This is a genomic window from Mucilaginibacter metallidurans (genome assembly GCF_003286435.2).
Lineage (GTDB): Bacteria > Bacteroidota > Bacteroidia > Sphingobacteriales > Sphingobacteriaceae > Mucilaginibacter > Mucilaginibacter gossypii.
In genome coordinates this window covers 6,936,842-6,961,126 of sequence record NZ_CP043449.1, presented here as the reverse complement: position 1 = coordinate 6,961,126, position 24,285 = coordinate 6,936,842, and the positions used below count along the sequence as shown (strand labels likewise).

Annotated in this window: 20 protein-coding genes; 10 read left to right on the top strand and 10 right to left on the bottom strand. The window is 43.1% G+C overall.

Annotated features, from left to right (window positions below):
* Positions 1-132 precede the first annotated feature (132 nt).
* From DIU38_RS30015 to DIU38_RS29995, 5 genes are all read left to right on the top strand, one after another.
* Positions 133-894, top strand: a complete 762-nt coding sequence (locus tag DIU38_RS30015) for a hypothetical protein (protein WP_112651064.1) — start codon at positions 133-135, stop codon at positions 892-894.
* A 423-nt stretch (positions 895-1,317) separates the two neighbouring features.
* Positions 1,318-1,593: a co-chaperone GroES gene (gene groES / locus DIU38_RS30010; protein WP_090530466.1), complete on the top strand. Its 276-nt coding sequence runs from the start codon at positions 1,318-1,320 to the stop codon at positions 1,591-1,593.
* Positions 1,594-1,743: 150 nt separating this feature from the next.
* Positions 1,744-3,375 carry a chaperonin GroEL gene (gene groL, locus DIU38_RS30005; RefSeq protein WP_091171658.1) on the top strand — a complete coding sequence of 544 codons (1,632 nt, stop codon included), beginning with the start codon at positions 1,744-1,746 and terminating at the stop codon, positions 3,373-3,375.
* A gap of 366 nt (positions 3,376-3,741) precedes the next feature.
* A complete protein-coding gene (locus tag DIU38_RS30000; protein WP_112651066.1) occupies positions 3,742-4,533 on the top strand; it encodes a mechanosensitive ion channel family protein in 792 nt (263 codons plus the stop codon).
* A 284-nt stretch (positions 4,534-4,817) separates the two neighbouring features.
* The gene (locus DIU38_RS29995; protein WP_149354204.1) at positions 4,818-6,335 is read left to right on the top strand and encodes an NADP-dependent glyceraldehyde-3-phosphate dehydrogenase; all 1,518 of its coding nucleotides are present in this window, start codon (positions 4,818-4,820) and stop codon (positions 6,333-6,335) included.
* Positions 6,336-6,549: 214 nt separating this feature from the next.
* Here DIU38_RS29995 and DIU38_RS29990 read toward each other — a convergent pair whose 3' ends face one another.
* Together DIU38_RS29990 and DIU38_RS29985 are read right to left on the bottom strand one after the other, a co-directional pair.
* On the bottom strand, positions 6,550-8,604 hold the full coding sequence (locus DIU38_RS29990; RefSeq protein ID WP_112651070.1) for a M13 family metallopeptidase: 2,055 nt from the start codon (positions 8,602-8,604) through the stop codon (positions 6,550-6,552).
* A gap of 88 nt (positions 8,605-8,692) precedes the next feature.
* Positions 8,693-8,932, bottom strand: coding sequence for a helix-turn-helix domain-containing protein (locus tag DIU38_RS29985; protein WP_112651072.1), 240 nt, complete (start codon positions 8,930-8,932; stop codon positions 8,693-8,695).
* A gap of 407 nt (positions 8,933-9,339) precedes the next feature.
* Here DIU38_RS29985 and DIU38_RS29980 point away from each other — a divergent pair, with 407 nt between their 5' ends.
* Both DIU38_RS29980 and DIU38_RS29975 read left to right on the top strand, forming a co-directional pair.
* Positions 9,340-10,479, top strand: coding sequence for an acyl-CoA dehydrogenase (locus DIU38_RS29980; protein ID WP_112651214.1), 1,140 nt, complete (start codon positions 9,340-9,342; stop codon positions 10,477-10,479).
* A gap of 57 nt (positions 10,480-10,536) precedes the next feature.
* Positions 10,537-11,778, top strand: a complete 1,242-nt coding sequence (locus DIU38_RS29975; protein ID WP_112651074.1) for a peroxiredoxin family protein — start codon at positions 10,537-10,539, stop codon at positions 11,776-11,778.
* Positions 11,779-11,894: 116 nt separating this feature from the next.
* Here DIU38_RS29975 and DIU38_RS29970 read toward each other — a convergent pair whose 3' ends face one another.
* The 8 genes from DIU38_RS29970 to pafA all read right to left on the bottom strand — a co-directional run bounded on the left by DIU38_RS29970 (position 11,895) and on the right by pafA (position 20,845).
* The gene (locus DIU38_RS29970; RefSeq protein WP_112651216.1) at positions 11,895-12,611 is read right to left on the bottom strand and encodes an ABC transporter ATP-binding protein; all 717 of its coding nucleotides are present in this window, start codon (positions 12,609-12,611) and stop codon (positions 11,895-11,897) included.
* A 4-nt stretch (positions 12,612-12,615) separates the two neighbouring features.
* Positions 12,616-14,091 (bottom strand): DUF5687 family protein, encoded by a 1,476-nt coding sequence (locus DIU38_RS29965; protein WP_112651076.1) that lies wholly within the window; start codon positions 14,089-14,091, stop codon positions 12,616-12,618.
* Between the two features lie 193 nt (positions 14,092-14,284).
* Positions 14,285-15,565, bottom strand: a complete 1,281-nt coding sequence (locus tag DIU38_RS29960; protein WP_112651078.1) for a replication-associated recombination protein A — start codon at positions 15,563-15,565, stop codon at positions 14,285-14,287.
* Between the two features lie 243 nt (positions 15,566-15,808).
* Positions 15,809-16,153, bottom strand: coding sequence for a four-helix bundle copper-binding protein (locus DIU38_RS29955; protein WP_112651080.1), 345 nt, complete (start codon positions 16,151-16,153; stop codon positions 15,809-15,811).
* A gap of 155 nt (positions 16,154-16,308) precedes the next feature.
* Positions 16,309-17,427, bottom strand: a complete 1,119-nt coding sequence (locus DIU38_RS33295; RefSeq protein WP_167516315.1) for a DUF6515 family protein — start codon at positions 17,425-17,427, stop codon at positions 16,309-16,311.
* Between the two features lie 149 nt (positions 17,428-17,576).
* Positions 17,577-18,149 (bottom strand): thiamine diphosphokinase, encoded by a 573-nt coding sequence (locus DIU38_RS29940; protein WP_112651084.1) that lies wholly within the window; start codon positions 18,147-18,149, stop codon positions 17,577-17,579.
* Between the two features lie 268 nt (positions 18,150-18,417).
* A complete protein-coding gene (locus DIU38_RS29935; protein ID WP_112651086.1) occupies positions 18,418-19,044 on the bottom strand; it encodes a thiamine phosphate synthase in 627 nt (208 codons plus the stop codon).
* Between the two features lie 118 nt (positions 19,045-19,162).
* A complete protein-coding gene (pafA, locus tag DIU38_RS29930) occupies positions 19,163-20,845 on the bottom strand; it encodes an alkaline phosphatase PafA (protein ID WP_112651088.1) in 1,683 nt (560 codons plus the stop codon).
* Between the two features lie 222 nt (positions 20,846-21,067).
* On the opposite strand from pafA, the gene DIU38_RS29925 reads away from it, so the two are divergent.
* The 3 genes from DIU38_RS29925 to DIU38_RS29915 all read left to right on the top strand — a co-directional run bounded on the left by DIU38_RS29925 (position 21,068) and on the right by DIU38_RS29915 (position 24,048).
* Positions 21,068-22,603 carry a carboxylesterase/lipase family protein gene (locus DIU38_RS29925; RefSeq protein ID WP_112651090.1) on the top strand — a complete coding sequence of 512 codons (1,536 nt, stop codon included), beginning with the start codon at positions 21,068-21,070 and terminating at the stop codon, positions 22,601-22,603.
* Positions 22,604-22,774: 171 nt separating this feature from the next.
* Positions 22,775-23,176 (top strand): hypothetical protein, encoded by a 402-nt coding sequence (locus DIU38_RS29920; protein WP_112651092.1) that lies wholly within the window; start codon positions 22,775-22,777, stop codon positions 23,174-23,176.
* Complete coding sequence (locus DIU38_RS29915) at positions 23,140-24,048, top strand: hypothetical protein (protein WP_146750291.1); 909 nt, start codon at positions 23,140-23,142, stop codon at positions 24,046-24,048. The genes DIU38_RS29920 and DIU38_RS29915 overlap by 37 nt, the downstream gene beginning before the upstream one ends.
* Positions 24,049-24,285: the final 237 nt, after the last annotated feature.

The following is a 24,285-nucleotide window of genomic DNA, read 5'->3' as shown; positions in this document are numbered from 1 at the left end:
TGCCGATTAATCCCGTTTATCCAATACTCAAACAATTAGCAAAAAAATCATTTTACAGCTATAAATACCTCTTGTTTGAAGCTACATTTTCATTATTTTTGATTATTACTAAATCTTATATCATAAACAGGCATGTACTTCGGCGGTGGCAATTATTATTATATTATATTGATATTAGAGGCATTTTGTATCATTCACAGCCTGCGGCGCGGCACCCAGCAAAAATGGCTTTGGGTCCTGATAGTAATACCCGTATTTGGCTGCTTGTATTATATATACAGCGAAATCCTGTCCAATCGCAGCATCCGTGCACCTAAAATAAATGTTGAAGCGGTAATAAACCCCGGGGCCAAAATAAAACGCCTTGAAGATGAAGTAAGGTTTACTGATACCTTTGCCAATCGGGTAAAACTGGCAGATGCCTACCTGGAAGCCGGACTTACTGATAAGGCACTCGAAATATACAAGAATAGTCTTACCGGAGCCTTTGCCGAAAACGAACATGTGATGGCACAGCTCATTGTGGCTTACTTTGAAAAAGGCCAGTATAACGAGGTTATTCCTATTGCTAAAAAGCTTTATAAGCTACCACAATTTGCCCGTTCAAAAGCGCACATCCTGTATGCCAAATCGCTTGAGCTTACTTACCAGAAAGAGTTGGCCGAAAATGAATTTAAACTGATGAAAGGGCGTTACTCCTATTTTGAACCCCGCTATGAATACGGCATGTTCCTTACCCGTTCCGGCCGCGATGACGATGCCTGGCAAATTTTCACGGATATGCTCAACGAGCAATCGCAGTTAAGCCCTGTTGAGCGAAAAAGCAATAAAGTATGGTTTGCAAAAGCTAAGGATGAAGTGAAGAAGTTATCAGCGGTGAGGAAAACGGCGTAAGACTCGTTCAGATACAACATTCTTTCTTAATCGCTCCCGACCAATAAAAACTGGTTGTCATTTCGACGAACAAGTGAGGGAATACGCGTGGGAGTGAGGAGAAATCTTATACGCCTTGTATAAATCATACATTATCGCTCTGCAAAGCCTAAAAGATTTCTCTTTCGCCCTACCGCGCACTCCTCCCCCCTGCTCTATCGAAATGACATTTTTTTTAAAGCATCATCCCCCTACCGTCATCCCTAAGTCATACTGACAACCTGACACCATCGGGTTAAAAAATTGTTAAGCTGCAAAACGTAAATAACCTTTTGCTGACATTAAAACAGTTTAGCCTGTCAATACTTGCCATAATACCCGCTTGGCATAATTGATGTTGCATATCGGGCTGAAAAACTTAAATAAAAATAAACAGTTATAACTATGTCATTAAACATTAAACCGATCGGCGATAGGGTTGTAGTGGAAGCTGCAGCAGCCGAAGAGAAAACCGCTTCAGGTATCTTCATTCCTGATACTGCCAAAGAAAAACCTCAACGTGGAACCATCGTTGCTGTTGGACAGGGAAAAGTTGATGAGCCTTTAACCGTACAAGTTGGTGACCAGGTTTTATATGGTAAATATGCAGGTACTGAAATTACCTATGAAGGTAAAGAGTACTTAATTATGCGTGAATCAGACATATACGCAGTTCTTTAACCAATTAGTGAATTAGTGAGTTATTGAATTAGTGAATTTATTCCTATTCAAACCGCTGGTTTAAAATCAAAGAAATTAAAAAAAATAGATTATTGAAAGCGAAATCAAATCACTCATTCGCTAATTCAATAATTCAATAATTAAAACATCATGGCAAAACAAGTTAAATACAATGTTGAAGCACGCGACGCCCTGAAACGCGGTGTTGATATCCTTGCTAACGCAGTAAAAGTAACCTTAGGCCCTAAAGGCCGTAACGTAATCATCGATAAAAAATTTGGCTCACCAGCCATCACTAAAGACGGTGTTACTGTTGCTAAAGAAATTGAATTAAAAGATGCCCTTGAAAACATGGGTGCTCAAATGGTTAAAGAAGTAGCTTCAAAAACTGCCGATATTGCAGGTGATGGTACTACTACTGCTACTGTTTTAGCTCAGGCTATTGTAACTGCAGGTATTAAAAACGTGGCTGCCGGTGCAAACCCAATGGATTTGAAACGCGGTATCGATAAAGCGGTTGCAGCAGTTGTTGAAAACCTGAAAACTCAGTCACAAACTGTTGGTGAAGACAATAACAAAATCAAACAAGTTGCTTCTATTTCTGCAAATAACGACGAGGTTATCGGTTCGTTAATTGCTGAAGCAATGGAAAAAGTTGGTAAAGACGGTGTTATTACCGTTGAAGAAGCAAAAGGTACTGAAACAGAAGTTAAAACTGTAGAAGGTATGCAGTTTGACCGTGGTTACCTTTCTCCTTACTTCGTAACCAATGCTGATAAAATGGAAGCTGAACTGGAAAATCCTTACATCCTGATCTATGATAAAAAGATCTCTTCGATGAAGGAATTGCTTCCTATCCTTGAAAAACAAGTACAAACCGGCAAACCATTATTGATCATTGCTGAAGATCTTGACGGTGAAGCTTTAGCTACTTTGGTAGTTAACAAAATCCGTGGTTCACTGAAAGTTGCTGCTGTTAAAGCTCCAGGTTTCGGCGACCGTCGTAAAGCTATGTTAGAGGATATCGCTATCCTTACCGGTGGTACTTTGATCTCTGAAGAAAGAGGTTACAAATTAGAAAACGCTGATCTTAGCTACTTAGGTACTGCTGAGAAAATCGTTATCGACAAAGATAATACTACTATCATCAATGGTGCTGGTTCTGCAGAAGAGATCAAAGGCCGCGTAAGCCAGATCAAATCACAAATTGAATCAACAACTTCTGATTATGACCGCGAAAAATTACAAGAGCGCTTAGCCAAATTATCTGGCGGTGTTGCTGTACTTTACGTAGGTGCTGCTACCGAAGTTGAAATGAAAGAGAAAAAAGACCGTGTTGACGATGCTTTACACGCTACACGTGCCGCTGTTGAAGAAGGTATCGTAGCTGGTGGTGGTGTTGCCTTCATCCGTGCTGTTGCTTCTTTAGCTGACCTTAAAGGCGATAACGAAGACGAAAACACTGGTATCCAGATCATCCGTCGCGCTATCGAAGAGCCTCTACGTCAGATCTGCGAAAACGCTGGTATCGAAGGTTCAATCGTTGTGCAAAAAGTTAAAGAAGGCACTGCCGACTTTGGTTACAATGCACGTACCGATAAATACGAAAACCTGATTGCTGCCGGTGTTATCGACCCAACTAAAGTAGGTCGCGTAGCTTTAGAGAACGCTGCTTCAATCGCTTCAATGTTATTAACAACTGAAGTTGTATTGGCTGATGATCCTGAAGATGCTCCAGCTGGCCCACCAATGGGTGGCGGTGGCATGGGCGGCATGATGTAAGAGCCCCCAAGCCCCCTGAAGGGGTGTATAGAAACTTATATACTTTCAAAACCCTGTATGCTTTTGCATACAGGGTTTTGTGCTTTAAAAGAGGCCGTTATAGTCATCCTAAGGTAATTCAACGGTCATTTATTAATCATTTGATTAATTTCCAAATCCTCTGGGCGTAGTAATACGTAATTTTGCATAACAAATCTGATACAGCACTAATCAGGCACAGGATTTGAATTATGCAGGTCATGAAACGTCTATCTCAAAAAACAAAACAAATACAAAGCACCCTGGTTGAGTGGGTGTTGTTTAAGGGCCCCGAGCTCTTCGTTTCCCTGTACAGTTAATAGATAATTATTAACTTTGCGCCCAGTTATGAAACTGGACGAATTTTACACTGAGTTCCACCATTGGCTTATTAACCGCGGCCCTAATTATGTAGGTGGACTAATCATATTTTTTATTGGGTTATGGTTTATTAAGTTTTTGCGTGCAAGGCTGCGCATGCGTATGATGAAGCGTGGTATTCATTCATCACTGCAGCCATTTTTCTTAAGCTTAACCATTACAGCTTTATATGTTTTGCTCATTATTTGGGTAATGAACATCATAGGGCTTGAAATGAGCATTTTCACCACCATTATCGGCGCATTTTCAGTAGCAGCCGGTTTGGCGCTGTCGGGCACATTTCAAAACTTTGCAGGTGGTGTGCTGATTTTGTTATTAAAACCTTTTGAGATAGATGACAGCATTGTTGCGCAAGGCCAGGATGGCAGGGTGGTATCTATACAGATGTTTTATACCGTACTTATTACTGCCGATAACAAAACCGTCATTATCCCTAACGGAAAGCTGTTTAATGAAGTTATTGTAAACATAACGCGCGAAGGCCGCCGCCGTCTTGATTTTGAATTGCGGGTGGGCTATAACAATGATATAGAAAAGGCGAAGGCCATCATGACAGGCGTAGTAAATGCCAATGAAGATATCCTTCATGATCCGGCCGCGCGGGTGGGTGTTATTAGCCTGGATAACGATTGTGTAAGGTTTACCATTAATGTTTGGGTTGATCCGGCCGATTTCCTCAATGCTAAAATAAACCTTCAGGAACAAATGCTTAAAGAGCTTGCCGCAGGTGGCGTTAATTTCCCTAAACCAGGATTTTGAAAAGAAGCAGGAAACCGGGAATCAAAGGCCCTTCAAAAGGATAATTCTTTCACGAAGGTGGATCGGATCATCAATAATGCCTTCGGCTATTAAAATCAGTAAACAATTATAACACATAAAGCTTGCTTGTTAAAGCAGGCTTTTTTTATCTTAGGGAAATCAAACCCTTGAAAAAATATGAGTTTTAAAACCCAGCTCAGTTCAATTTTTATTGATGAAAATAATATCCCCCCGAATTTCAGATTGAAGAAGTACACCAGCGCGAATACCTGAGCGGTGGCGAAATGAAACCATGGAACGGCGAAGTAAGTGAAGTTTACTCACCTGTTGGTTTTTGGGCAGAGGACGGTACTTTTACCCGGAAGCTGATAGGCACTTACCCGGTTTGCACCGAAAAAGAAGCTTTTGAAGCCCTGGATGCCGCGCTTGAAGCCTATGACAATGGCCGCGGCGAATGGCCCACCATGAGCATTGCCGACCGTATTAAATGTATGGAGCGCTTTATTTACAAAATGAGCGAACAACGTACGCTGGTGGTAAAATTGCTGATGTGGGAAATAGGTAAATCATACGCTGATTCGGCTAAAGAATTTGACCGCACTATTGAATACATCAATGCCACCATCGACGCGTTAAAAGATATCGACCGCCAGTCGTCACGCTTTGAAATGGCCGAGGGCCTGGTGGCCCAGATCCGTCGTTCGCCCCTGGGGGTAGTGCTTTGTATGGGGCCGTTTAATTACCCGTTAAACGAAACTTTCACTACGCTGATCCCCGCGCTGATTATGGGGAACACCATTTTATTTAAACCGCCTAAACACGGCACACTATTGCATTACCCATTGCTAAAAGCCTTCCAGGAATCATTCCCTAAAGGAGTGGTGAACACCATTTATGGCAGGGGCGCAGTGGTAACACCCGGGCTGATGTCATCGGGCAAGGTGAATGTGCTGGCTTTCATTGGCTCAAGCAAAGTGGCAAATGATTTGAAAAAGCGCCACCCTAAAATTAATCGCTTAAGAGCTGTTTTAAGCCTGGACGCCAAGAACGCAGCTATAGTCACCAAACATGCCGACCTGCAGCAGGCTGTGAGCGAATGCATTTTAGGCTCGCTGTCATTTAACGGCCAGCGTTGTACTGCTATTAAAGTGATATTTGTACATAAAGCCGTTGCTGATGAGTTTTTAAAACAATTGAGCGAGGCCGTTGCCAAACTTAAGTTCGGACTGCCCTGGGAAAAGGACGTAAAACTTACCCCGCTCCCCGAACCTCATAAACCGGCTTACCTTACCGATATTGTAAATGACGCCTTAGCTAACGGTGCAAAGGTGATTAACGAAAACGGAGGTGAAACATCGGCTTCGTTCTTTTTCCCGGCCATAGTTTACCCCGTTAATGAAAACATGAAACTGTACCGCGAAGAGCAATTTGGACCGGTGATCCCAGTAATTCCGTTTGAAGATATTGAGGAGCCTATCGCTTACCAGATAGATTCGCCACATGGTATGCAGGTGAGTATTTTCAGTAATGATGCCAGGGAAATTTCGTCACTGATCGATCCCTTTGTGAATTTAGTAAGCCGCGTAAACATTAACAGTCAGTGCCAGCGCGGTCCGGATGTATTTCCGTTCACCGGGCGCAAGGACAGCGCCGAGGGTACACTTTCGGTACATGATGCGTTAAGGTCGTTCTCAATCCGTTCATTAGTTACCACTAAAATGACCGAAACCAACAAAAACATCATCAACGAAATTGTGAATGACAATGATTCCAATTTCCTGAGCACGAAGTTTATATTGTAGGGAACCGTTAGGACGTCATGAGGAGTAGCCCCAGGACAATCCTAAAACTACAATACATATTACGAATGACAATTAACAACTTACAGTCATGCAACTATGATACACGAAGCAATCCCGATTTACAGTCGCCCTGTATGGTTTGGATTTGCTTCGTGTCTGTTTTAAACGTTATAATTGTGATCATGTAACGGCCAGTTACATCATTACCGCTACGCTACCATATCTTCACTCGTTTATCCGGGTCTATCCACATCTTATCACCTTTTTTAATATGAAAGGCTTCGTAAAATTCAGGCACATCGGTAAACGGCCCGTTAACACGCATAAAACCGGGCGCATGTTCATTGGTTAGGATCTGGCTCGAAAGTGATTCTTTCCTGTCCTGCGTAAGCCAGCCTAATGAGTATCCTAAAAAATAGCGCTGTAAGGGTGTCAACCCGTTAATGAGTTTACCCTCTTTATACTGCTGTGTTTTTTTGAACGCGTCAAGACCTATTACAATGCCGCCGAGGTCAGCAATATTCTCGCCCTGAGTGGCTTTGCCATTTACATGCAAACCATAGATGCTGTAACCATTAAACTGGTCGATAAGCATTTTGGCACGCTGACTAAATTTTACCGAATCCTGCGGTTTCCACCAGGCTTTAAGGTTTCCGGCAGCATCAAACTGACGGCCCTGGTCATCAAAACCGTGGGTCATTTCGTGGCCAATAGTTGAGGCAGCAGCATAGCCGTAAATGACGGCATCATCAATATTTTCATCCTTGTAACCGGGAATGGTAAAAATGCCGGCAGGCAATACAATCTCGTTGTTTGATGGGTTATAGTAAGCATTATAGGTTTGAGGCGTGATGTCCCATTCAGTACGGTCTACAGGTTTGCCCAATTTAGCTGCACTGAAATTATGCCACCATTCGTTTGCCCGTAATACGTTGAGGGCGTAAGGGCCCCGGTTAATTTCCAGTGTTGAAAAATCCTTCCATTTATCCGGGTAACCAACTTTAGGGACAACTTTTGATAATTTGTAGTAAGCTTTCTCCTTGGTTTCGGGGCTCATCCAATCCAGCTTTTCAATATGCTCTTTAAAGCTGGTGCGCATTTCTTCAACCAGTTTTACATAGCGCTCTTTTGTCTTTTCGGGGAAATATTCTTTTACAAAGATTTGCCCTAATACCTCGCCCATCAAGCCGTTTTCAGTATCCAATACCCTTTTCCAGCGTGGAAGTTGGGCTGTACTACCATAAATCACCTTATCATAAAACCGAAACACTTCGTGATCAAACGGTTTACTGAGGTATGGCCCAAAAGCAGTGACCAGGTTCTTGCGAAGATAATTCTTCCAGTCATCTATAGTAAAAGTTTTTAGTGCTTTATTAAGCGCCCTGTAATATTCAGGCTGTCCTACAATTACGGTGTCGGTATTTTTGTAGTCCATCTTCTCAAAGGTGGGCCTCCAGTCAATATCCGGGGCCAGCTTGCTCAGCGCGGCAAGTGGCATTTTGTTATAGTTATGATAAGGATCGCGCAGGTCCTCCAGTTTCCGGCTGCTATCAGCCAGGAAAGTTTCCAGCGAATAAGTTTTCTTAGCGGCGGCAATTGCTTTATCGGCAGGCAGGCCTGCCAGTTTAAATATGGCGGGCAGGTAATTATTTTGATAGTCGGTACGGATGGCTACGCTATGCTCATCTTTATTAAAGTAGTAATCGCGGTTTGGCATACCAATGCCCGATTGGTATAAACCCAAAGCCATCTTTGCACTGTTCTTAGCATCCTGCCCAACATAAGCGCCGATAGGCTGTGTAACGCCAATCCTTTGTAAGTGTGCGAATTCCACAACCAGGCTTTTGATATCCGTTATCCGGTCAATTTTATCCAGTTCATCTTTTAGAGGTGCAAGCCCCTGTTTTTCGATGTTAACGGTATCCATCCCGCTGAAATAAAAATCGCCTATTTTTTGGGTGTTGCTGCCCTTCGGAGTATTAGCCTTAAGCGCATCCTCGTTGATCTTTTTCATCTTGTCGCGCAGCTCCTCCTGCACCACATTGCCGATGCCCCAGGAGGCATATGCAGCCGGAATAGGGTTTTTACGAAGCCAAGTTCCGTTGGCATACTTAAAAAAATCGTCACCGGGTTTTACGGTGGTATCCATATTATGGATTACGGGGTCGCCGGCTTCGTAAGCTTTTGTTTTGTCGGTTTGGCTGCAGGCGCTAAGTAAGGTGCCAAGCGCGGCGGCAACTATGGATAAGGATTGGGTTTTTCTGTTCATTTTTTAGGTGTGTGTATGAATTAAAATACAACAACTGTATGGTAAAATAGAATTTAGGACAGCTTATTTTTTAAAATATGATAATTTATTATATCTCCTGGAAAAAACCTGCTAAGGAAACGTTAAAATAATAACAAATTTTACGAAGTGTTTCCAACCTGATATCAATAATACCTGATTCGAGCCTGGCAATATTTATGTGTGTTTCGTTAAAAAACTTCTCCTGGGTAACCTGATTTTGTTTGCGTAAGGTTTTAATCTTCAAGGCAACTTTGCGTTTAAATGCGCTATTAGTGTCGTTAAGGTATTCAAAATCAGTTAAAAGCATGACTGGATCGGATAATATAATACTTTGTACTTTTTGTGTAAGCTAAATATAAAATAACATCATTACATTTTATATACAGATATTATTCTTTTATAAAAATGAGCAACTAACGTTTAAACATGAAATATTAATGCCACAATTTTATAATTATGGCAAAGGATTTGTATATAGTTATTCGCCCTGTATCATCTGTGAAAAAATAAAAGATTTAGTAACATCTACCTGTGAAAAATTAAATTGAATTCTCAGACGCCCAAGTTGAGATTTTTTGTTCTTTGTTTTGGGTTTAATCAATAGTTTAAATTAATTAGGGAAAGGGAGCTTCAAAAAAAGCTCTCTTTTTTTGTTTATAAAAATTACTATGCATGCATAGTAATTTTTATATATTTATGCTTTTAATTATACCCATGTATTTTGAACTGACCGAAGAACAAAAAATGATTCGCCAGGCTGCGCGTGATTTTGCGCAAACAGAATTGAAGCCGGGTGTTATTGAACGCGACGAACAGCAAAAATTCCCTGCCGCACAGGTTAAGAAACTTGGTGAACTGGGTTTCCTGGGCATGATGGTATCTCCGCAATATGGCGGCGCTGGCATGGATGCCATATCATATGTGCTGGTGATGGAAGAACTTTCAAAGATTGACGCATCCACGTCAGTAATTGTTTCTGTGAATAATTCGCTGGTATGCTATGGATTGGAGAAATATGGCAGCGAAGAACAGAAGCAAAAATATCTGGTACCGCTGGCCAAAGGCGAATGCATCGGCGCTTTCTGCCTTTCGGAGCCGGAAGCCGGCTCTGACGCTACATCACAAAGTACTACAGCCATTGATATGGGCGATCATTACCTGCTTAATGGTACTAAGAACTGGATCACCAGCGGAGGCAGCGCATCTACCTATATTGTAATAGCACAAACCAATGCCGAAAAAAAGCACCATGGTATTAACGCTTTTATTGTTGAAAAAGGAATGCCGGGCTTTACTGTTGGCCCTAAAGAGAACAAGATGGGCATACGCGGGTCGGATACCCACTCGCTGATGTTTGCCGACGTAAAAGTGCCTAAAGAGAACCGCATTGGCGAAGACGGTTTTGGGTTTAAGTTTGCCATGAACGTACTGGATGGCGGCCGTATAGGTATTGCGTCGCAGGCTTTGGGTATTGCATCCGGCGCTTATGAACTGGCCAAGCAATATGCTAAGGAGCGCAAAACTTTTGGCAAACCGCTTGCCGATCACCAGGCTATCCAATTTAAGCTGGCCGATATGGCTACCGAAATTGAGGCAGCCCGTTTGATGTGCCTTAAAGCGGCATGGTTTAAAGATCATGGAAAACCCTATGCCCAGGCATCATCAATGGCAAAACTTTATGCATCTGAAGTAGCTATGCGCACCACCACAGAAGCGGTGCAAATTCATGGCGGGTACGGTTACGTGAAAGAGTATCACGTTGAACGCCTGATGCGAGATGCCAAAATAACCCAGATTTATGAAGGAACATCTGAAATTCAAAGAATTGTCATTTCGCGCGGATTGTTGAAATAATGGCGCTGTTTTTATACCTTTGAAAGTATATAGATTAAGTAGACTATATATTTAAGCATGACTTTCAAAAATATTATAGCCGGTATTTGCGGATTACTATTTCTGCAAACCGGCTTTGCTCAAACCAAACTAAAAACAGGTGTATGGCGCGGTGCGCTTAAAACTAAATCAGGCACCGAAATCCCTTTTAATTTCGAGGTCAACAATAGCGGGAGCAAACAACAATTAGCTATCATTAACGGTGCCGAGCATTTTAAAGTAACAGATGTTGCTACCAAAGGCGATTCTGTTTTTATCCATATGCCGCTGTTCAATTCAGAATTTAAGCTGAAACTTAACGGAGATAGCCTTAACGGCAACTGGGTAAGGCACCTGGCCGATAATGATCTTCTGGTTCCGTTCGGCGCCCGGCCCAACACTTCATGGCGCTTTTTTAAGAATACCGAAAAACCGGCATTTAATATCGGCGGCCGCTGGTCGGCAGTGTTTGGTGAGGGCGAGGGCCGCGATACCACTGTTGGCGAGTTTAAGCAGGACGGTAATAGACTTACAGGTACTTTCTTAACCACCACCGGCGATTACCGTTATTTAGAAGGCTCGGTAAGTGGCAATAAACTTTACCTCTCTACTTTCGACGGTGGTCATGCCTATACTTTTACTGCTACCATTAGCGATGATAAGACCTTAACCGACGGTAAATTTTTCGCCGGCTATTCATCTGTGCAGGCATGGACTGCTGTAAAGGATGAAAATGCCAAACTTCCCGATGCATATTCACTCACTTCATTAAAACCGGGGTATAAAAAAATAACTTTCAGCTTTAAGGACCTTGATGGCAAAACTATCTCGCTTGATGATGCCAGGTTCAGAAACAAAGTAGTAATTGTACAGATATTGGGCTCATGGTGCCCTAACTGCATGGACGAAACTGCTTATATGGTCAACTACTATAATAAATATCACGATAAAGGTGTTGAGGTAATTGGCCTGGCTTATGAGCGCACCACCGATTTTGAGAAATCAAAGAAAGCGCTGCAGCAGGTAAAAAACAGGTTTAAAGTGCCTTACCCGCTGTTGGTGACCGGCTATACCAGCGATAAAAAACAAACCGCCCAAAGCCTGCCTATGTTATCAAAAGTGGTTGGCTTCCCTACCACCATCATTATTGATAAAAACGGCGACGTACAAAAGATCCATACAGGTTTTAGCGGCCCCGGTACGGGGGAGCATTATACCGAGTTTATCACCGAGTTTGAGAAATTGACGGATGAGCTAATCCAGGCCCCGCCCGCCCCCTAAAGGGGGGGCTTATATGCACGCGCGCTTTTCAAAAGAAGATTTTAAACAAAAAAACGCATTGCTGTCGGCAATGCGTTTTTTATGCTTAAAAAGGGGTCTTGACGGTAGTTACCCTTTTAACGGGCAGGAGGGGCGACCTCAACGCCAAAATACGCTTCCAACTCATTTAACGTTGATGAGCTGGTTGCAATATCTTTAATGATCACGCCCTTTTCCATCAGCAGGATCCGGTCGCACACATCGGTGATATGGTTAAGATCATGGCTGGATACTATGGTAGTTACACCCTTATTCCTGTTCAGATCTTTCAGCAGGCTTTTAAGCCTGAACTGGGTACTTGGGTCAATATTGGCAAAGGGCTCGTCCAGCATCAGCAATTGAGGTTCCTGCAACAGGCAGGCCGCTACACCAACTTTGCATTGGTTACCTTTTGACAGGTCGCGGATGTACTTCCCTTTCTTCAGGATCTCGCCGTTAAAAAAATCGGTCAGGCTAACCAACACCTCGTCAACATATGTGCGGTTATGACTATGCAGCCCTCCTATAAAATAAAAATACTCTTCAGGTGTAAGGTAATCTATCAGGAAACCTTCGTCGAGATAAGCAGCGGTGTAATCTTTCCACTTCTCATGATCAGCTACAGTTTCACCGTTGGATAAAATCTCGCCACTTTCGGCGCGAATAAGGTCAAGCACCATCCGGAACAGTGTGGTTTTACCTGCGCCGTTATTACCTACAAGGCCAACGCTTTCGCCTTTGTTAATTTGCAGGGCAGGTACATCCACAACGGTAATCCCGTTATAAACCTTTTTTAAATTTCTTACTTCAATCATAGAATTATTTATTTCTGAAGCCTTCGGCAACGGTGTAACGTTTTTGTATAAAATCCTCTTCCAGTTTTTTAACCCAAAAATCGCGGGTTAAAATGAATATGATCCCTGTACCGGCCAGCATGGCCAGGCCTATATCAGCATGTTTAAACAGGGAGAAAGGGAGGTAAATGATATACGGCGTGATCATCAAGGGAAATGAAATAAGCATTTGCGTTGCCCCCACCCCTTCCCAATTAAACGACGCGCCTTTTGACAGATCTATCCGTTTGGCATTGCGGTTAGCAAAAAACAGCACAATGGTTGTGTTGATGCCGATGTTCCACAGGTACATTACAAAATGTACCAAAACAATGCGCCAGCCAAAATAAGCATAAGGCGTAGTCAATATAAAAGCCACGGTTGATACCATGGTAAACAGCAGGTATTTTGCCTTTAAAAAATCGCGGAAATTAATTTTGCTTACCAACAGGCCATCAAAATGAGCGCCTTGCCAGCTATACATGAACTGCCCATAACTGATAATAAAAATACCAGTCATGAACATGCCCACAAAAATGTACCAGGTTTGTCCGTAATGGCTGTTGGTATAAAATATGAGCCCGTAAAACATAAAGAACAGCCCCATAACCAATGCCGATCGCGGCCGTTTATTACGGAATATCAGCTTCAGCTCGTTTGCAACAAGGTCGCCAACTTTACCAAACCTGTTTAACAGCGGAAACTCCGTACTGCTTTTATAAGCCGATGCCTTGCGCGAACTCAGCTCTTCGAGGTACAGGTTTTGTTTTAAGTAGGCAAAATTGATGTAATACATGGTTGCAGCAAGCACAACAGGCAATAATACCAATACCGGTTTATTTAGCAAATGGCCAAAATACAGATAGGAAATATTACGTACCGAATACAGGTGAAACCTGAAATCGCCGGTAATAATAAGGATGAGAGCCGCTGCGAAAACCAGGAGAACCCAGCCGTTAAGATTAGCCTTGCGTTTAATAAACAAGGCCATGTAATTATTGAAAAGCATGAAACCGATAATAGCCAATATAAAAGCCAGCGCAGGCCAAACACCCGAATCGGTAAGGATTACTTTTAGAATAAAAGGTACAAAAAGTATAATGGGCCACAGGTTAAAAACCGAGAGCATGGCCGTAAAGGCCAGATAGCCGATCACCGTATTCCTTTTTATAGGTAAATGAAGATATGGCTGCACCCGTAACGTTGGCAGCTCCTGCAATTGCATGCGCATCATTAGGTCAAACAAAAAATAAAGCAGGATGATACCGCAAAAAGAAACCACTATGTCATTATGCGGAAAAACCTGCCCCAAAATTTCATTCAAAAACAAACCGGCAAGCAAAATACATCCAAAAAGATAAAGGATAAGTAAGCCCATCACGACACGGATAGCAATACTTTTACCTGTGTTTTTTGACCGCCAGAAAGCTTTAAGTTCGTGCCCGAGAAAGGTAGTGATCATAAGTATAGACAGTTAAAGGTTAAGGTATAGGTTTTATATAAAGCTAAAAGCAGACTGCACAAAGTCCAAAGCTATAAATGTTCTATATAAAAGCTATAGGTACGGTGCGCAAAGCCTAAAGTTATAAATTAATTAATATTGGTCAATTTGTTATATGATATTAATTAACACCCTTTATAAAGCGAAGCTTAAGTTAGTATTTATACCTGTCGCCCCAAAGTTTTCTTAACTTTTCTTTTGATTCGTTTTCGCGCGCATTGTTACCGGGGTCGTAAATTTTTGTTCCGCGGATAGCATCCGGCAGAAAATCAAGGTCGGTAAAATTACCTTCGTAGCTATGGGCGTATTTGTAATCCTTGCCGTAGCCAATGTTTTTCATGAATTTGGTTGGGGCGTTACGTAAGTGCAGTGGCACAGGCAAATCGCCGGTTTGGCGCACCAATGCTATGGCCGCACCAATAGCTGTTGTAGCCGAATTACTTTTGGGCGATGTTGCCAGATAAATAGCCGTTTGCGATAATATCAGTTGCGATTCGGGCATACCAATCTTATTAACCGCCTCAAAACAACTTTGTGCAAGCAGCAAAGCATTGGGGTTAGCGTTGCCAATATCTTCGGATGCAAGGATCAGCATACGGCGGGCAATAAACAAAGGGTCTTCACCGCCTACGATCATCCTCGCCAGCCAGTAAACTGCACCGTTGGGGTCAGAGCCCCGCATGGATTTGATAAAAGCCGAAATGATATCATAGTGCTGTTCGCCGGTTTTATCATAGAGGGCCATGTTTTGCTGTACATGGTCCAATACAACCTCATCGGTTAATATTATCTCAGGTGTGTCAAAAGCGTTTACCAGTAGCTCGAAAATATTGAGCAGCTTGCGCGCATCGCCTCCCGAAAGGCGCAGTAAAGCTTCGTAATCTTTTATGGTGATGTTTTTACCCTGCAAAACCACATCCTCTTTCATCGCCTTGTTCAGGAGGTCGATGAGATCGGTTTCGGACAGCGATTGTAAAATATACACCTGGCAACGCGACAGCAAAGCCGAGATAACTTCGAAAGATGGGTTTTCGGTAGTAGCGCCTATCAACGTAACAATGCCCCGCTCTACAGCACCTAATAAGGAATCCTGCTGCGATTTGGAAAAGCGGTGGATCTCATCGATAAATAATATCGGCAGCACCTCGCCTTGTTTCTTTAACAACGACGCTTTTTCTATCACCTCCCTTACGTCTTTTACGCCCGAGTTAATAGCACTCAAAGCAAAAAACGGACGAAACAATGATTGCGAAATAATGTAAGCCAAAGTAGTTTTACCTACTCCCGGCGGGCCCCAGAATATCATCGACGGCAATGAACCCGACTCTATAGCTTTGCGTAATACCGCTCCCTGCCCAACAAGATGTTTTTGCCCAACATAATCATCAAGCGATTTGGGGCGCATACGTTCGGCTAATGGCGGAAGGTTGTTCATAAAAGTAAAATTCAGAAAAGAAAACGCTAAATCCTAAAAAAATTAGTAAAATAGTGTTTGTGCTTACGCAGGGTTTTCAACATCCCTTCTTGAGAGGGGGAAGAAGGAGCGGTGGCAGGGGTGTGTTTCTGCGGTAGACTTATCAAAAGCAGAAACACACCCCTCCCCCCTCTCGAGAGGAGAATCGCACGACCCTCCCGCTTTTTGACGACTATTCTCAAACAGGAGCTAAATGTAATTATCTCAATCCTGTGTAATGGGCTCATGATGTGCATGGCAGGCTTCTGCGCAATCGATACAGGCTTCGGCACATGCCCGGCAATGGTCATGCTGATGTTTGCCGCACTCAGCGGCGCAAAGGCGACAGATCTCCTCGCATAAAACCAGGTATTGGTGGGCAATAACTGAATCTCTTTGCAATAGGCGGGCTCCCTGGACACATATGTCAGCGCAGTCCCGGTCAAGACTAATGCAGTTGGTCATCATTTTAACATCATCTTCGTGCAGGCATGCAGTAGCACAATGTTCGCAAGCTAAAGCGCAATCCAATAATTTTTGAATTATAACGCGGTGATCATGATTTTGCATAATGGTAGATTTTAATTATTACTTAACATACTACCCTTTACAATTAAAGAAAGTTTGAATTAATTTGAATTATTCGGTTCAGATTCTGCAAGAATCAAAAAAAAAGACCGCTTCCAAAATGGAAGCGGCCTTAATATATATTGAATTTTTATTAATTACTGTTGGTTCGGGTTTTGGTCGCCGTTGCCATCTTCGGGATCATCAGATGGGGTGCCTACAATTTTGTAAGCTCTATTGCCGTCATCCTGAGTTTCCTGGTAGTAATAACCATCAGGGGATACAAACAGCTTTTCACCATTGATCTTGATCTTGCGGCAATCCGGTGGCAATTGAGTTACAATGTCACCAATTTGCGGACCCTGGTCAACACTGCTGCCATCGCCGTTGCCCTGATCGGTATTTAATTGGCCATCTTTACCTGCAATAACGTAAACAGTTGAGCCGTCATCTTTGGTGTATGGCTGGTAGTAAACACCATTTAACTCATAGTACTGTTCGCCATTGATCATGATAGATTCGGCACCTGAAGGCAGGGTTTTAATCTCGGCCCCTATCGGCGGTTCAACAACGGTATACTGGTCATTGTATTGACGGTAGTACAAACCATCGCTGTAAAAATATTGGTAATCGCCCCACCAGAAAGGATAGTAACCATAAGGCAAGAAACCTATGCTAAAACCTAACCGCGGATAATAGAATGAATTATAGTAGTTACGGTATGGATAATAGTAGTGGCTGCCAAAATAACCGCCGCGGCCACCGTAATGGTAAGTACCGGGATAAACCCTGCGACCACCGTATGCGTATGAACCGCCTCTGTAATAAGTACCGCGACCGCCATTATAAACGCGCCTGTCTACAGTAGTATAGCTGCGGTTACCATTATATACGGTACGGCCTGTGCTACCGTAGCTACGTTGGGGTGCTACAGATGTGCCATTTGGCCTTATCGCGTAATCACGACCTCCATAACTGCGTTGTTGAGGAGTGCCATAGCTGCTGCGCGAATCGGTGCCGTAGCTACGCTGCGGCGCTGCTATTGAGGTACGTGTGCTACCATTAAATGAAGTTGACGGACGGGAAAAACTACCACCAGAAGGACGGGAAAAACTACCGCCTCCGCCACCACCGCCTGACGGTCTTGAACCACCGCCCCCTCCGCCACCGCCGCCGCGAGAACCGCCGCCACGTTGTGCATCAGCATTGAATGCCAGGGATAAGCTCAATAAGCCCCCTAATGCAATTGTTAATAGATTTTTATATGTCCTTTTCATGATGAAAGATTTTTTAACAGATCAGCATGGTATTTTTGCTGATATAAATATATAGACTATTAAATGTTTAAACGGTTTAACGCGTTTTTAATTATTTTTTACTCAAAAAGCGAACCAATACCAACCATACGTACCAGCTATTGTTTTCGCTACGCTATATCCTCGGCAATGAACAAAAAAGGTTGCTCAAACTGAAGGGTAAAAAAACCGTCGTGTGTGGTTTTATACCTGTTATTGCCTGTGGTTTCAAGCCCGCTTATTTGTAAGCCCGACGGATGCGAAAGTGTTTCAATGAACTCACCTGCGGGTTTCCACTTACTGAAGCCCGAATTAACCGGGTAGATCTTTTGCCGTTCCCTGAAAATCACCAGATTTATTTTATCAGCATAAAACAAAAAATCTTTCAGGTCCAGCACGTCGGTAATTACATTAACCGCCGGGTAATTATGCGTTACCAGGTATTTTAAAGCTGCACCTGCCGCATTGTCACCTCCCGAAGACATCACCTTCACATCCGACTGCAAATCACCCGCATCACCATCACTTATTATCCAGTCGATTTTAATACCTGATGCGTCCAGCTTTTCGGCAGTGTTGGCGGTGCAGATCACTGTCGGGCTCCACTCCAGCAACTGCCCCAGCATTTCATCATCAAAAGTATCCATACTTAAAACCAGTAAAGCTGGCTCCTGTTTTTCGCGTACTATATGATGTGATGACATTGCTAATGTAGATGGAACAGATGAATATTAAATGAAAATATAAAGATGAGGTTTTTATTGATTGGTGAAACCAAATCAATATTTTATGACGGTAGAATAGTTTTAATACCGATGTCATTTCGATAGAGCGGGGTGATCCCGCCGTTGGGGCGAAAGAGAAATCTTATACGCCCGGTAAAGCATTCACCGAAGTTAAAATAAGTCGTATAAGATTTCTCACTCGTTCCTCGTTTCGAAATGACAACGCTTCTTTAGATATAGATAGCTATCAGTACATCTTCCTATAAAACTCCTTCAACTTCTCAGCAGGATCAGCAGCAAGATTCATGGCTGATGATATCGCAATACCATCGATTCCCGTTTGAAGCAAGGGCTCAACATCATCCGGCTGGATGCCACCTGTTGCTATCACCGGGATACTCAGACCCAGTTTCTCCAGTTGGCGATATCCGTTAAAACCAAGCGGGTGATGCCCAACAGGCTCCTCTGTATTAGTGGATGCAAATGGCCCGTAAACATAATAATCAACCACTCCGGTACTTTGTAATTTCAATAATTCATCAGCACCTGCCGCCGATACGCCAAGAGTTTTATCCGGGCCGATAATCTTGCGGATACTGGCCAGATCGGCATCACTATCATCTATATGCACACCCTGCGCATCAACCCGGTCAAGCAAGTCGTAATGATTAGCGATGATAAGGGTCGCGCCCCATTCATCGCAAATTTCGGCTATTTCGTTTATCTCATCAATCAGCTCATCTTCGGGTTTGGTAAAGCAACGGTATTGTACCCAGTTTGCGCCCGCGCCGCAAGCCATCTGCACCTGTTGTACGTGGCTAAAATCAGGCAGGTCATGGGTAAGATAATGAAATTTAGAAATGTATTTTTTCATTTTATAAGTCCGAATTCGGTCAAGCCCTAAAGTCGGAAAGTTTTTAATTATTAACCGAAAAGTCCGAAAGTTTTGTATTGTAACCTTTCGGACTTTTCCGGCTTTCCTGACTTCAGACTTAGTTTTTCAGCACTTCGCTGATCGTTTTACCTACACAGCCATCAGGAGCCTGGATATGAAGTAGCGATGCTACAGTAGCCGAAATATCGGTCATATGTGTTTGGCGGGTAAGGCTGCCATGCTTAATGCCCCAGCCCATAAATACCAATGGGATATGCGAATCATAAGGATTCCAGGTGCCGTGTGTAGTACCGGTTGGCCCGCGGTCGTTTGTGCCGTGGCCGGTATACCATGCCGGTTTCAGGATGATCTGGATAGCACCGCTATGCTCGGCATTATAACCGTTAATGATCATACTGCGCAGGTCATCAGGAATATTAGCTTCCTGTATTTTTTGCAGATCGATTGCATAGGCAATGCCTGGTTGTTTCTTCAGGTATTCGATACAGTCTAACTTTATAGCCTCTTCGCTAACACCGGCTTTTGCAAGGGCCACGTTATTAAAATTAACCTGGTAATTATCCATACTGATGATCAGGTTATCTACTTTGTATTTATCGCTGATCATCGTGTTCAATTCTTTTGCGGCTTTGCCCTCATCCCAAACACCTGCCGGGATGTTGTGGTCTTTCAAAAAGTTAGGGTTATGGGCAGCACCATGGTCGGCACTCAGGAAAACCGAATAATTGCCTTTACCTACAGTTGCATCTAAATAATTAAAAAACGCGGCCAGGTCCTGGTCAAGTCTTAAATAAGTATCTTCAACTTCAACCGAGTTAGGGCCAAACTGATGACCAACATAATCTGTTGATGAAAGGCTCACCGCTAAAAAGTCGGTTACTGTGTTTTTACCAAGTCTTTCACCTTCAATAGCCGCTTTTGCCAAATCAAGCGTCATGGTATTGCCGAAAGGAGTAGAACGGATCATACCGATATGGCCTTTATAAAGCTCGGATGTTTTAACCGGTAAGGTAGGTGTAGCGGCACCGGCAAATTTGCCTTCATAACGATCGCTGTTATCGGGTGCGCTTTGTACATACGTATTAATAGGATATAACGGGTTCCAGTCCTGCTTCAGGTATTTTTCAGCAATTTTTTGATTGTTGAAAGTTTTAACCCATGCAGGCAGGTCATTCATATAATAAGTACTGGTGATCCAGTTACCACTGGCATCATCAAACCAGTAAGCAGCGTTAGCCGAATGACCGGCTGGCAGGATGCCGCCGCGGTCTTTTAATGCTATACCGATAACTTTTGAGCGAAAGTTGGTAGCCAGCCTCAATTCATCAGTAACCGTGCTAACCAGCAAGTTGCGGGGCGACATTTGCCCTGCTTTTGAAGTGCTGCCAACAGCTACAACCGTGCTGTCGTCGGTACAATACATGGATTTACCCGTAGCCTGGATAATGAAATCGTTACCCACTATGCCATGTATGGCGGGGATAGATCCGGTATAAATACAAGTATGGCCGGCAGCGGTTACCGTTGGGATATAGTCGATATTGGTATTCTCGCAGGTGAAACCCTCATTAAGCATGCGCTTAAAACCACCGGTTTGGTAACGGTCATAGTAGCGGTACAGGTAATCCCAGCGCATTTGGTCAACCACTAAACCCACAACTAATTTTGGGCGTGGAATTGATGCAGATGCCGGGGCAGCCGTTGTAGTTTTCTTTTTTTGGGCCGATACCGAAACGGTAGCGAAGGACAGGGAAATAAGCAGCAGATGTTTAAACTTCATCGCGAAAAAAGATTTTTGATTTCGCCAAATATCAGCAAAGCATTTAAAATGCAATGTGATGCTTTTGTTAATTATAGGGGATTGTTACAGAAGCCCCTCTAAATCTCCCCCGGAACGGGAGACTTTAAAGCCACCCAATCCGGGAGGGTTTGGGTGGGGCTGTGTTTACAAATTGTTCAAAACTTTGTAAGTTTAGCAAACCAATCATTAAACCTATAATCAATGAAACGCATCCTTTTATTGCCGTTTTTGCTGCTGTCCTGTTCTGTCATCGCTCAAAATAAAAATCTTGATGTTGTTACTACTGATGCAGGTAAAGTATCAGGCTTAACCAATCAGGCGGGCGATGTGCATATTTATAAAGGTATTCCCTTTGCTGCACCGCCTGTTGGAGATTTGCGCTGGAAGGAACCACAGCCGGTAAAGCCCTGGGAGGGCGTTAAAAAATGCGCCGATTTTGCGGCCAGCCCAATGCAGAGTAAACCAGATCCCTTTGGTGTTTACACGCGCGAATTCCTGATTCCCTATGAGCCTATCGGTGAAGATTGCCTGTACCTGAATGTATGGACGGCGGCTAAAACATCGGCAGAAAAACGCCCTGTGCTGGTTTATATTTATGGCGGTGGATTTGTAAGTGGTGGAGCTGGCGTACCTATTTATGATGGCGAGGCGATGGCTAAAAAAGGGATCATATTTGTGGTTATTAATTACCGCGTCGGGATTTTTGGTTTCTTCGCCCATCCCGAATTAACCAGGGAATCGCCGCATAATGCATCAGGAAATTATGGTTTGATGGATCAGCTGGCTGCATTAACATGGGTGAAGAAGAATATCGCGGCTTTCGGTGGAGACCCGAATAAGGTTACCATAGCGGGACAGTCGGCAGGTTCCATGAGTGTAAATTGTTTGGTGGCATCGCCATTAGGTAAAGGGCTGTTCGGTGGTGCAATTGCCGAAAGTGGGGCCAGTTTTATCAGTCAGCAAGGATCAGGCGGGTTGCGGGAAGCAGAGGCAGCCGGTGTAAAAACAGCGACTGCCTTGGGTGCAAGCACCATTGCCGAACTAAGGAGTAAACCCGCTGCCGAACTGGTTGGCAAAGGCCAAAGCCGCCCGGTTATTGACGGCTATGTTTTACCCGCAACCATCGCTGATATTTTTAATGAGCATAAACAAAACGATGTGCCTGTACTTACCGGCTGGAACGAAGACGACGCTTTTGTTGGTCCGCCAAAAACTGCTGAAGAGTATAAAAAGATGATAAAAAGCCAATATGGTGCCGATGCTGATGCATTTTTAAAACTATATCCGGCGGGTTCAGACCAGGAAGCCGCGACCTCCCAAACACGAATAAACCGCGATCAGATCTTCGGGATGCAGAATTATACCTGGGCCAATGTGCAAAATGAAAAAGGGAAATCTAAAATTTACGTTTACCGTTTTACCCGCCGCCTGCCAGCCACTGCCGATTTTGTTAAATACGGCGCTTTCCATACTGGCGAGGTTGCTTATGCCTATGATAACCTCAAATTCCTGAACCGGCCATGGGAACCTGTCGATCAGCAACTGGCCAATACAATGAGCACTTACTGGGTTAATTTCGTTAAAACCGGTAACCCGAACGGGAAAGGCGTACCTACATGGCCGGCTTATACAACAAGTGATCATAAAATAATGATATTGGGTGAGAAGCCGGGCGCAAAACCTTTGCCGGATAAAGCCGCTTTGGATTTTATGGTGAAGAAGGCCAACGGAAAGTAATGCATAGGTAAAGCCCCGGGATAATAAACGCTGCCAGATACATTTAGGTAGGGAAGTCTTAAACACCCCGCTTAAGAAACTGATGAGACAGCGAGGCTTGAAATGTTAGCGGATACCATAAAACAAAAGGATACGAAACTCCAGATTAATTAAAGTGCTACCTATATTTTAATGAAAGAAACCCACCTTATCAAACAAAAATTTAAAAGCGCCATACGACGGGGAACCGGCGAAGCGTATTTACTACTGCAACGCTATCCCGGTATTGATTTTTCGGGAGAGATCATCAAAGCCTGCGTCAAAAACTTCTCATACGATGGACAATGCGAAGGCAGCAGAGGGGAATATCTTTTTGAACTTATTGGCCTTTCGGGGAAAAAAGACAAAATAAAGAAAGCAGTATTAAAAGCCCTGCTAAAACCTCAGAAAGATACCTGGACACTGACACAGCTTTTCAGCCTGGCTAAAATGTTTGCCCGACAAGATGATGCCGAAGCCCGGAAAACCATTTACGATGCCTTTGTTCACAATCCTATTTGGCGATCGGATTGGCCGGCACCTCAGACATTATAGAACTTGATGGTATTGAAGGTTTGAAATTTATTGCCGAAGAATTTGGCAAACGCATAGAAGCAGATCCGGAAGACTGGCAGGACGAGGACCTCATTAATCAATTTCAAAAAGAAAACCCGGAAACCGACACCTGGACGCAACTGGATATCAGTGCCAAACAAAATCGCTTTATAAAGATCTACATCGATTCGGTGAGGGAAAACATGGCACAGCGTGCCAGAAAGGTAAAACCACCGGAACCCGTTTATAAAAATATAGTTGAGGAAACGCTGTTGAGACAAAGCCAACTTTGGTTTTACAATAGGAAACTAAAAAGCACCGAACTTAAATCAATCGGTCAGCAACTTATAATTGAACGAAAGAAAAGTAACCGGGAAAAATTACTTAAAGTTTTTACAAAGCATCCATTTCCTCTTGACAAAGAATTTCTTTTTGATTGGGCTTGTAAACATCCGGCAAAGAACAGAAGAGTTGTGACATTCGCTATTCAAGCGCTTAGTCTTTTTAAAAATAAAAGCATCAGGGAGTTCGCTTTAAAACAAATTGCTATTAGTAAACATCCAACACTATTTGTTGAGCTTTTAAAAGAAAATTATAAAAAGGGAGATCATAAACTGTTGACTGCCCTCATAGCAAACAGCAATAAAGGCATTGAATTAGAGGGCTTGATAATTGACATTACTAATATCTATTATGCCAATAAAACTCCGGAATGCCGGGAGCCATTGGAAGCACTTTATGATAAACACACTTGCGGTATGTGCCGGAAACATGTTGTTGAAATATTAAAGAACAATAATGTGCTAAGCGAGCGAATAAAAAATGAGATCAGGTTTGATTGCAATGAGGATACGCGAAAACTGTATAATTGACCATATTATTCCGATAATCCTTTTTGCGTATACTTAGCCCCCACTTTACCAATGAATAACAAGGCATTGTGTAATAATGTAACAAAAAAATTCCCTTCTTAAAAATTTGGATAATAAAACTTAAATCACTTATCTTCGTTTATTACCAAAACGCAAGACTATGTAAGCAGAGGGCTTACATAGTCTTGTTTGCTTTTATAAGCATTGCGTCCTTTCTTAAAACAGGGAAGGGCGGTT

What these genes read in the sequence shown, in the direction of transcription:
- DIU38_RS30015 (WP_112651064.1), top strand. Translation starts at nt 133, where the DNA reads ATGTACTTCGGCGGTGGCAATTATTATTATATTATATTGATATTAGAG.
- groES (WP_090530466.1), top strand. Translation starts at nt 1,318, where the DNA reads ATGTCATTAAACATTAAACCGATCGGCGATAGGGTTGTAGTGGAAGCT.
- groL (WP_091171658.1), top strand. Translation starts at nt 1,744, where the DNA reads ATGGCAAAACAAGTTAAATACAATGTTGAAGCACGCGACGCCCTGAAA.
- DIU38_RS30000 (WP_112651066.1), top strand. Translation starts at nt 3,742, where the DNA reads ATGAAACTGGACGAATTTTACACTGAGTTCCACCATTGGCTTATTAAC.
- DIU38_RS29995 (WP_149354204.1), top strand. Translation starts at nt 4,818, where the DNA reads ATGAAACCATGGAACGGCGAAGTAAGTGAAGTTTACTCACCTGTTGGT.
- DIU38_RS29990 (WP_112651070.1), bottom strand. Translation starts at nt 8,604, where the DNA reads ATGAACAGAAAAACCCAATCCTTATCCATAGTTGCCGCCGCGCTTGGC.
- DIU38_RS29985 (WP_112651072.1), bottom strand. Translation starts at nt 8,932, where the DNA reads ATGCTTTTAACTGATTTTGAATACCTTAACGACACTAATAGCGCATTT.
- DIU38_RS29980 (WP_112651214.1), top strand. Translation starts at nt 9,340, where the DNA reads ATGTATTTTGAACTGACCGAAGAACAAAAAATGATTCGCCAGGCTGCG.
- DIU38_RS29975 (WP_112651074.1), top strand. Translation starts at nt 10,537, where the DNA reads ATGACTTTCAAAAATATTATAGCCGGTATTTGCGGATTACTATTTCTG.
- DIU38_RS29970 (WP_112651216.1), bottom strand. Translation starts at nt 12,611, where the DNA reads ATGATTGAAGTAAGAAATTTAAAAAAGGTTTATAACGGGATTACCGTT.
- DIU38_RS29965 (WP_112651076.1), bottom strand. Translation starts at nt 14,091, where the DNA reads ATGATCACTACCTTTCTCGGGCACGAACTTAAAGCTTTCTGGCGGTCA.
- DIU38_RS29960 (WP_112651078.1), bottom strand. Translation starts at nt 15,565, where the DNA reads ATGAACAACCTTCCGCCATTAGCCGAACGTATGCGCCCCAAATCGCTT.
- DIU38_RS29955 (WP_112651080.1), bottom strand. Translation starts at nt 16,153, where the DNA reads ATGCAAAATCATGATCACCGCGTTATAATTCAAAAATTATTGGATTGC.
- DIU38_RS33295 (WP_167516315.1), bottom strand. Translation starts at nt 17,427, where the DNA reads ATGAAAAGGACATATAAAAATCTATTAACAATTGCATTAGGGGGCTTA.
- DIU38_RS29940 (WP_112651084.1), bottom strand. Translation starts at nt 18,149, where the DNA reads ATGTCATCACATCATATAGTACGCGAAAAACAGGAGCCAGCTTTACTG.
- DIU38_RS29935 (WP_112651086.1), bottom strand. Translation starts at nt 19,044, where the DNA reads ATGAAAAAATACATTTCTAAATTTCATTATCTTACCCATGACCTGCCT.
- pafA (WP_112651088.1), bottom strand. Translation starts at nt 20,845, where the DNA reads ATGAAGTTTAAACATCTGCTGCTTATTTCCCTGTCCTTCGCTACCGTT.
- DIU38_RS29925 (WP_112651090.1), top strand. Translation starts at nt 21,068, where the DNA reads ATGAAACGCATCCTTTTATTGCCGTTTTTGCTGCTGTCCTGTTCTGTC.
- DIU38_RS29920 (WP_112651092.1), top strand. Translation starts at nt 22,775, where the DNA reads ATGAAAGAAACCCACCTTATCAAACAAAAATTTAAAAGCGCCATACGA.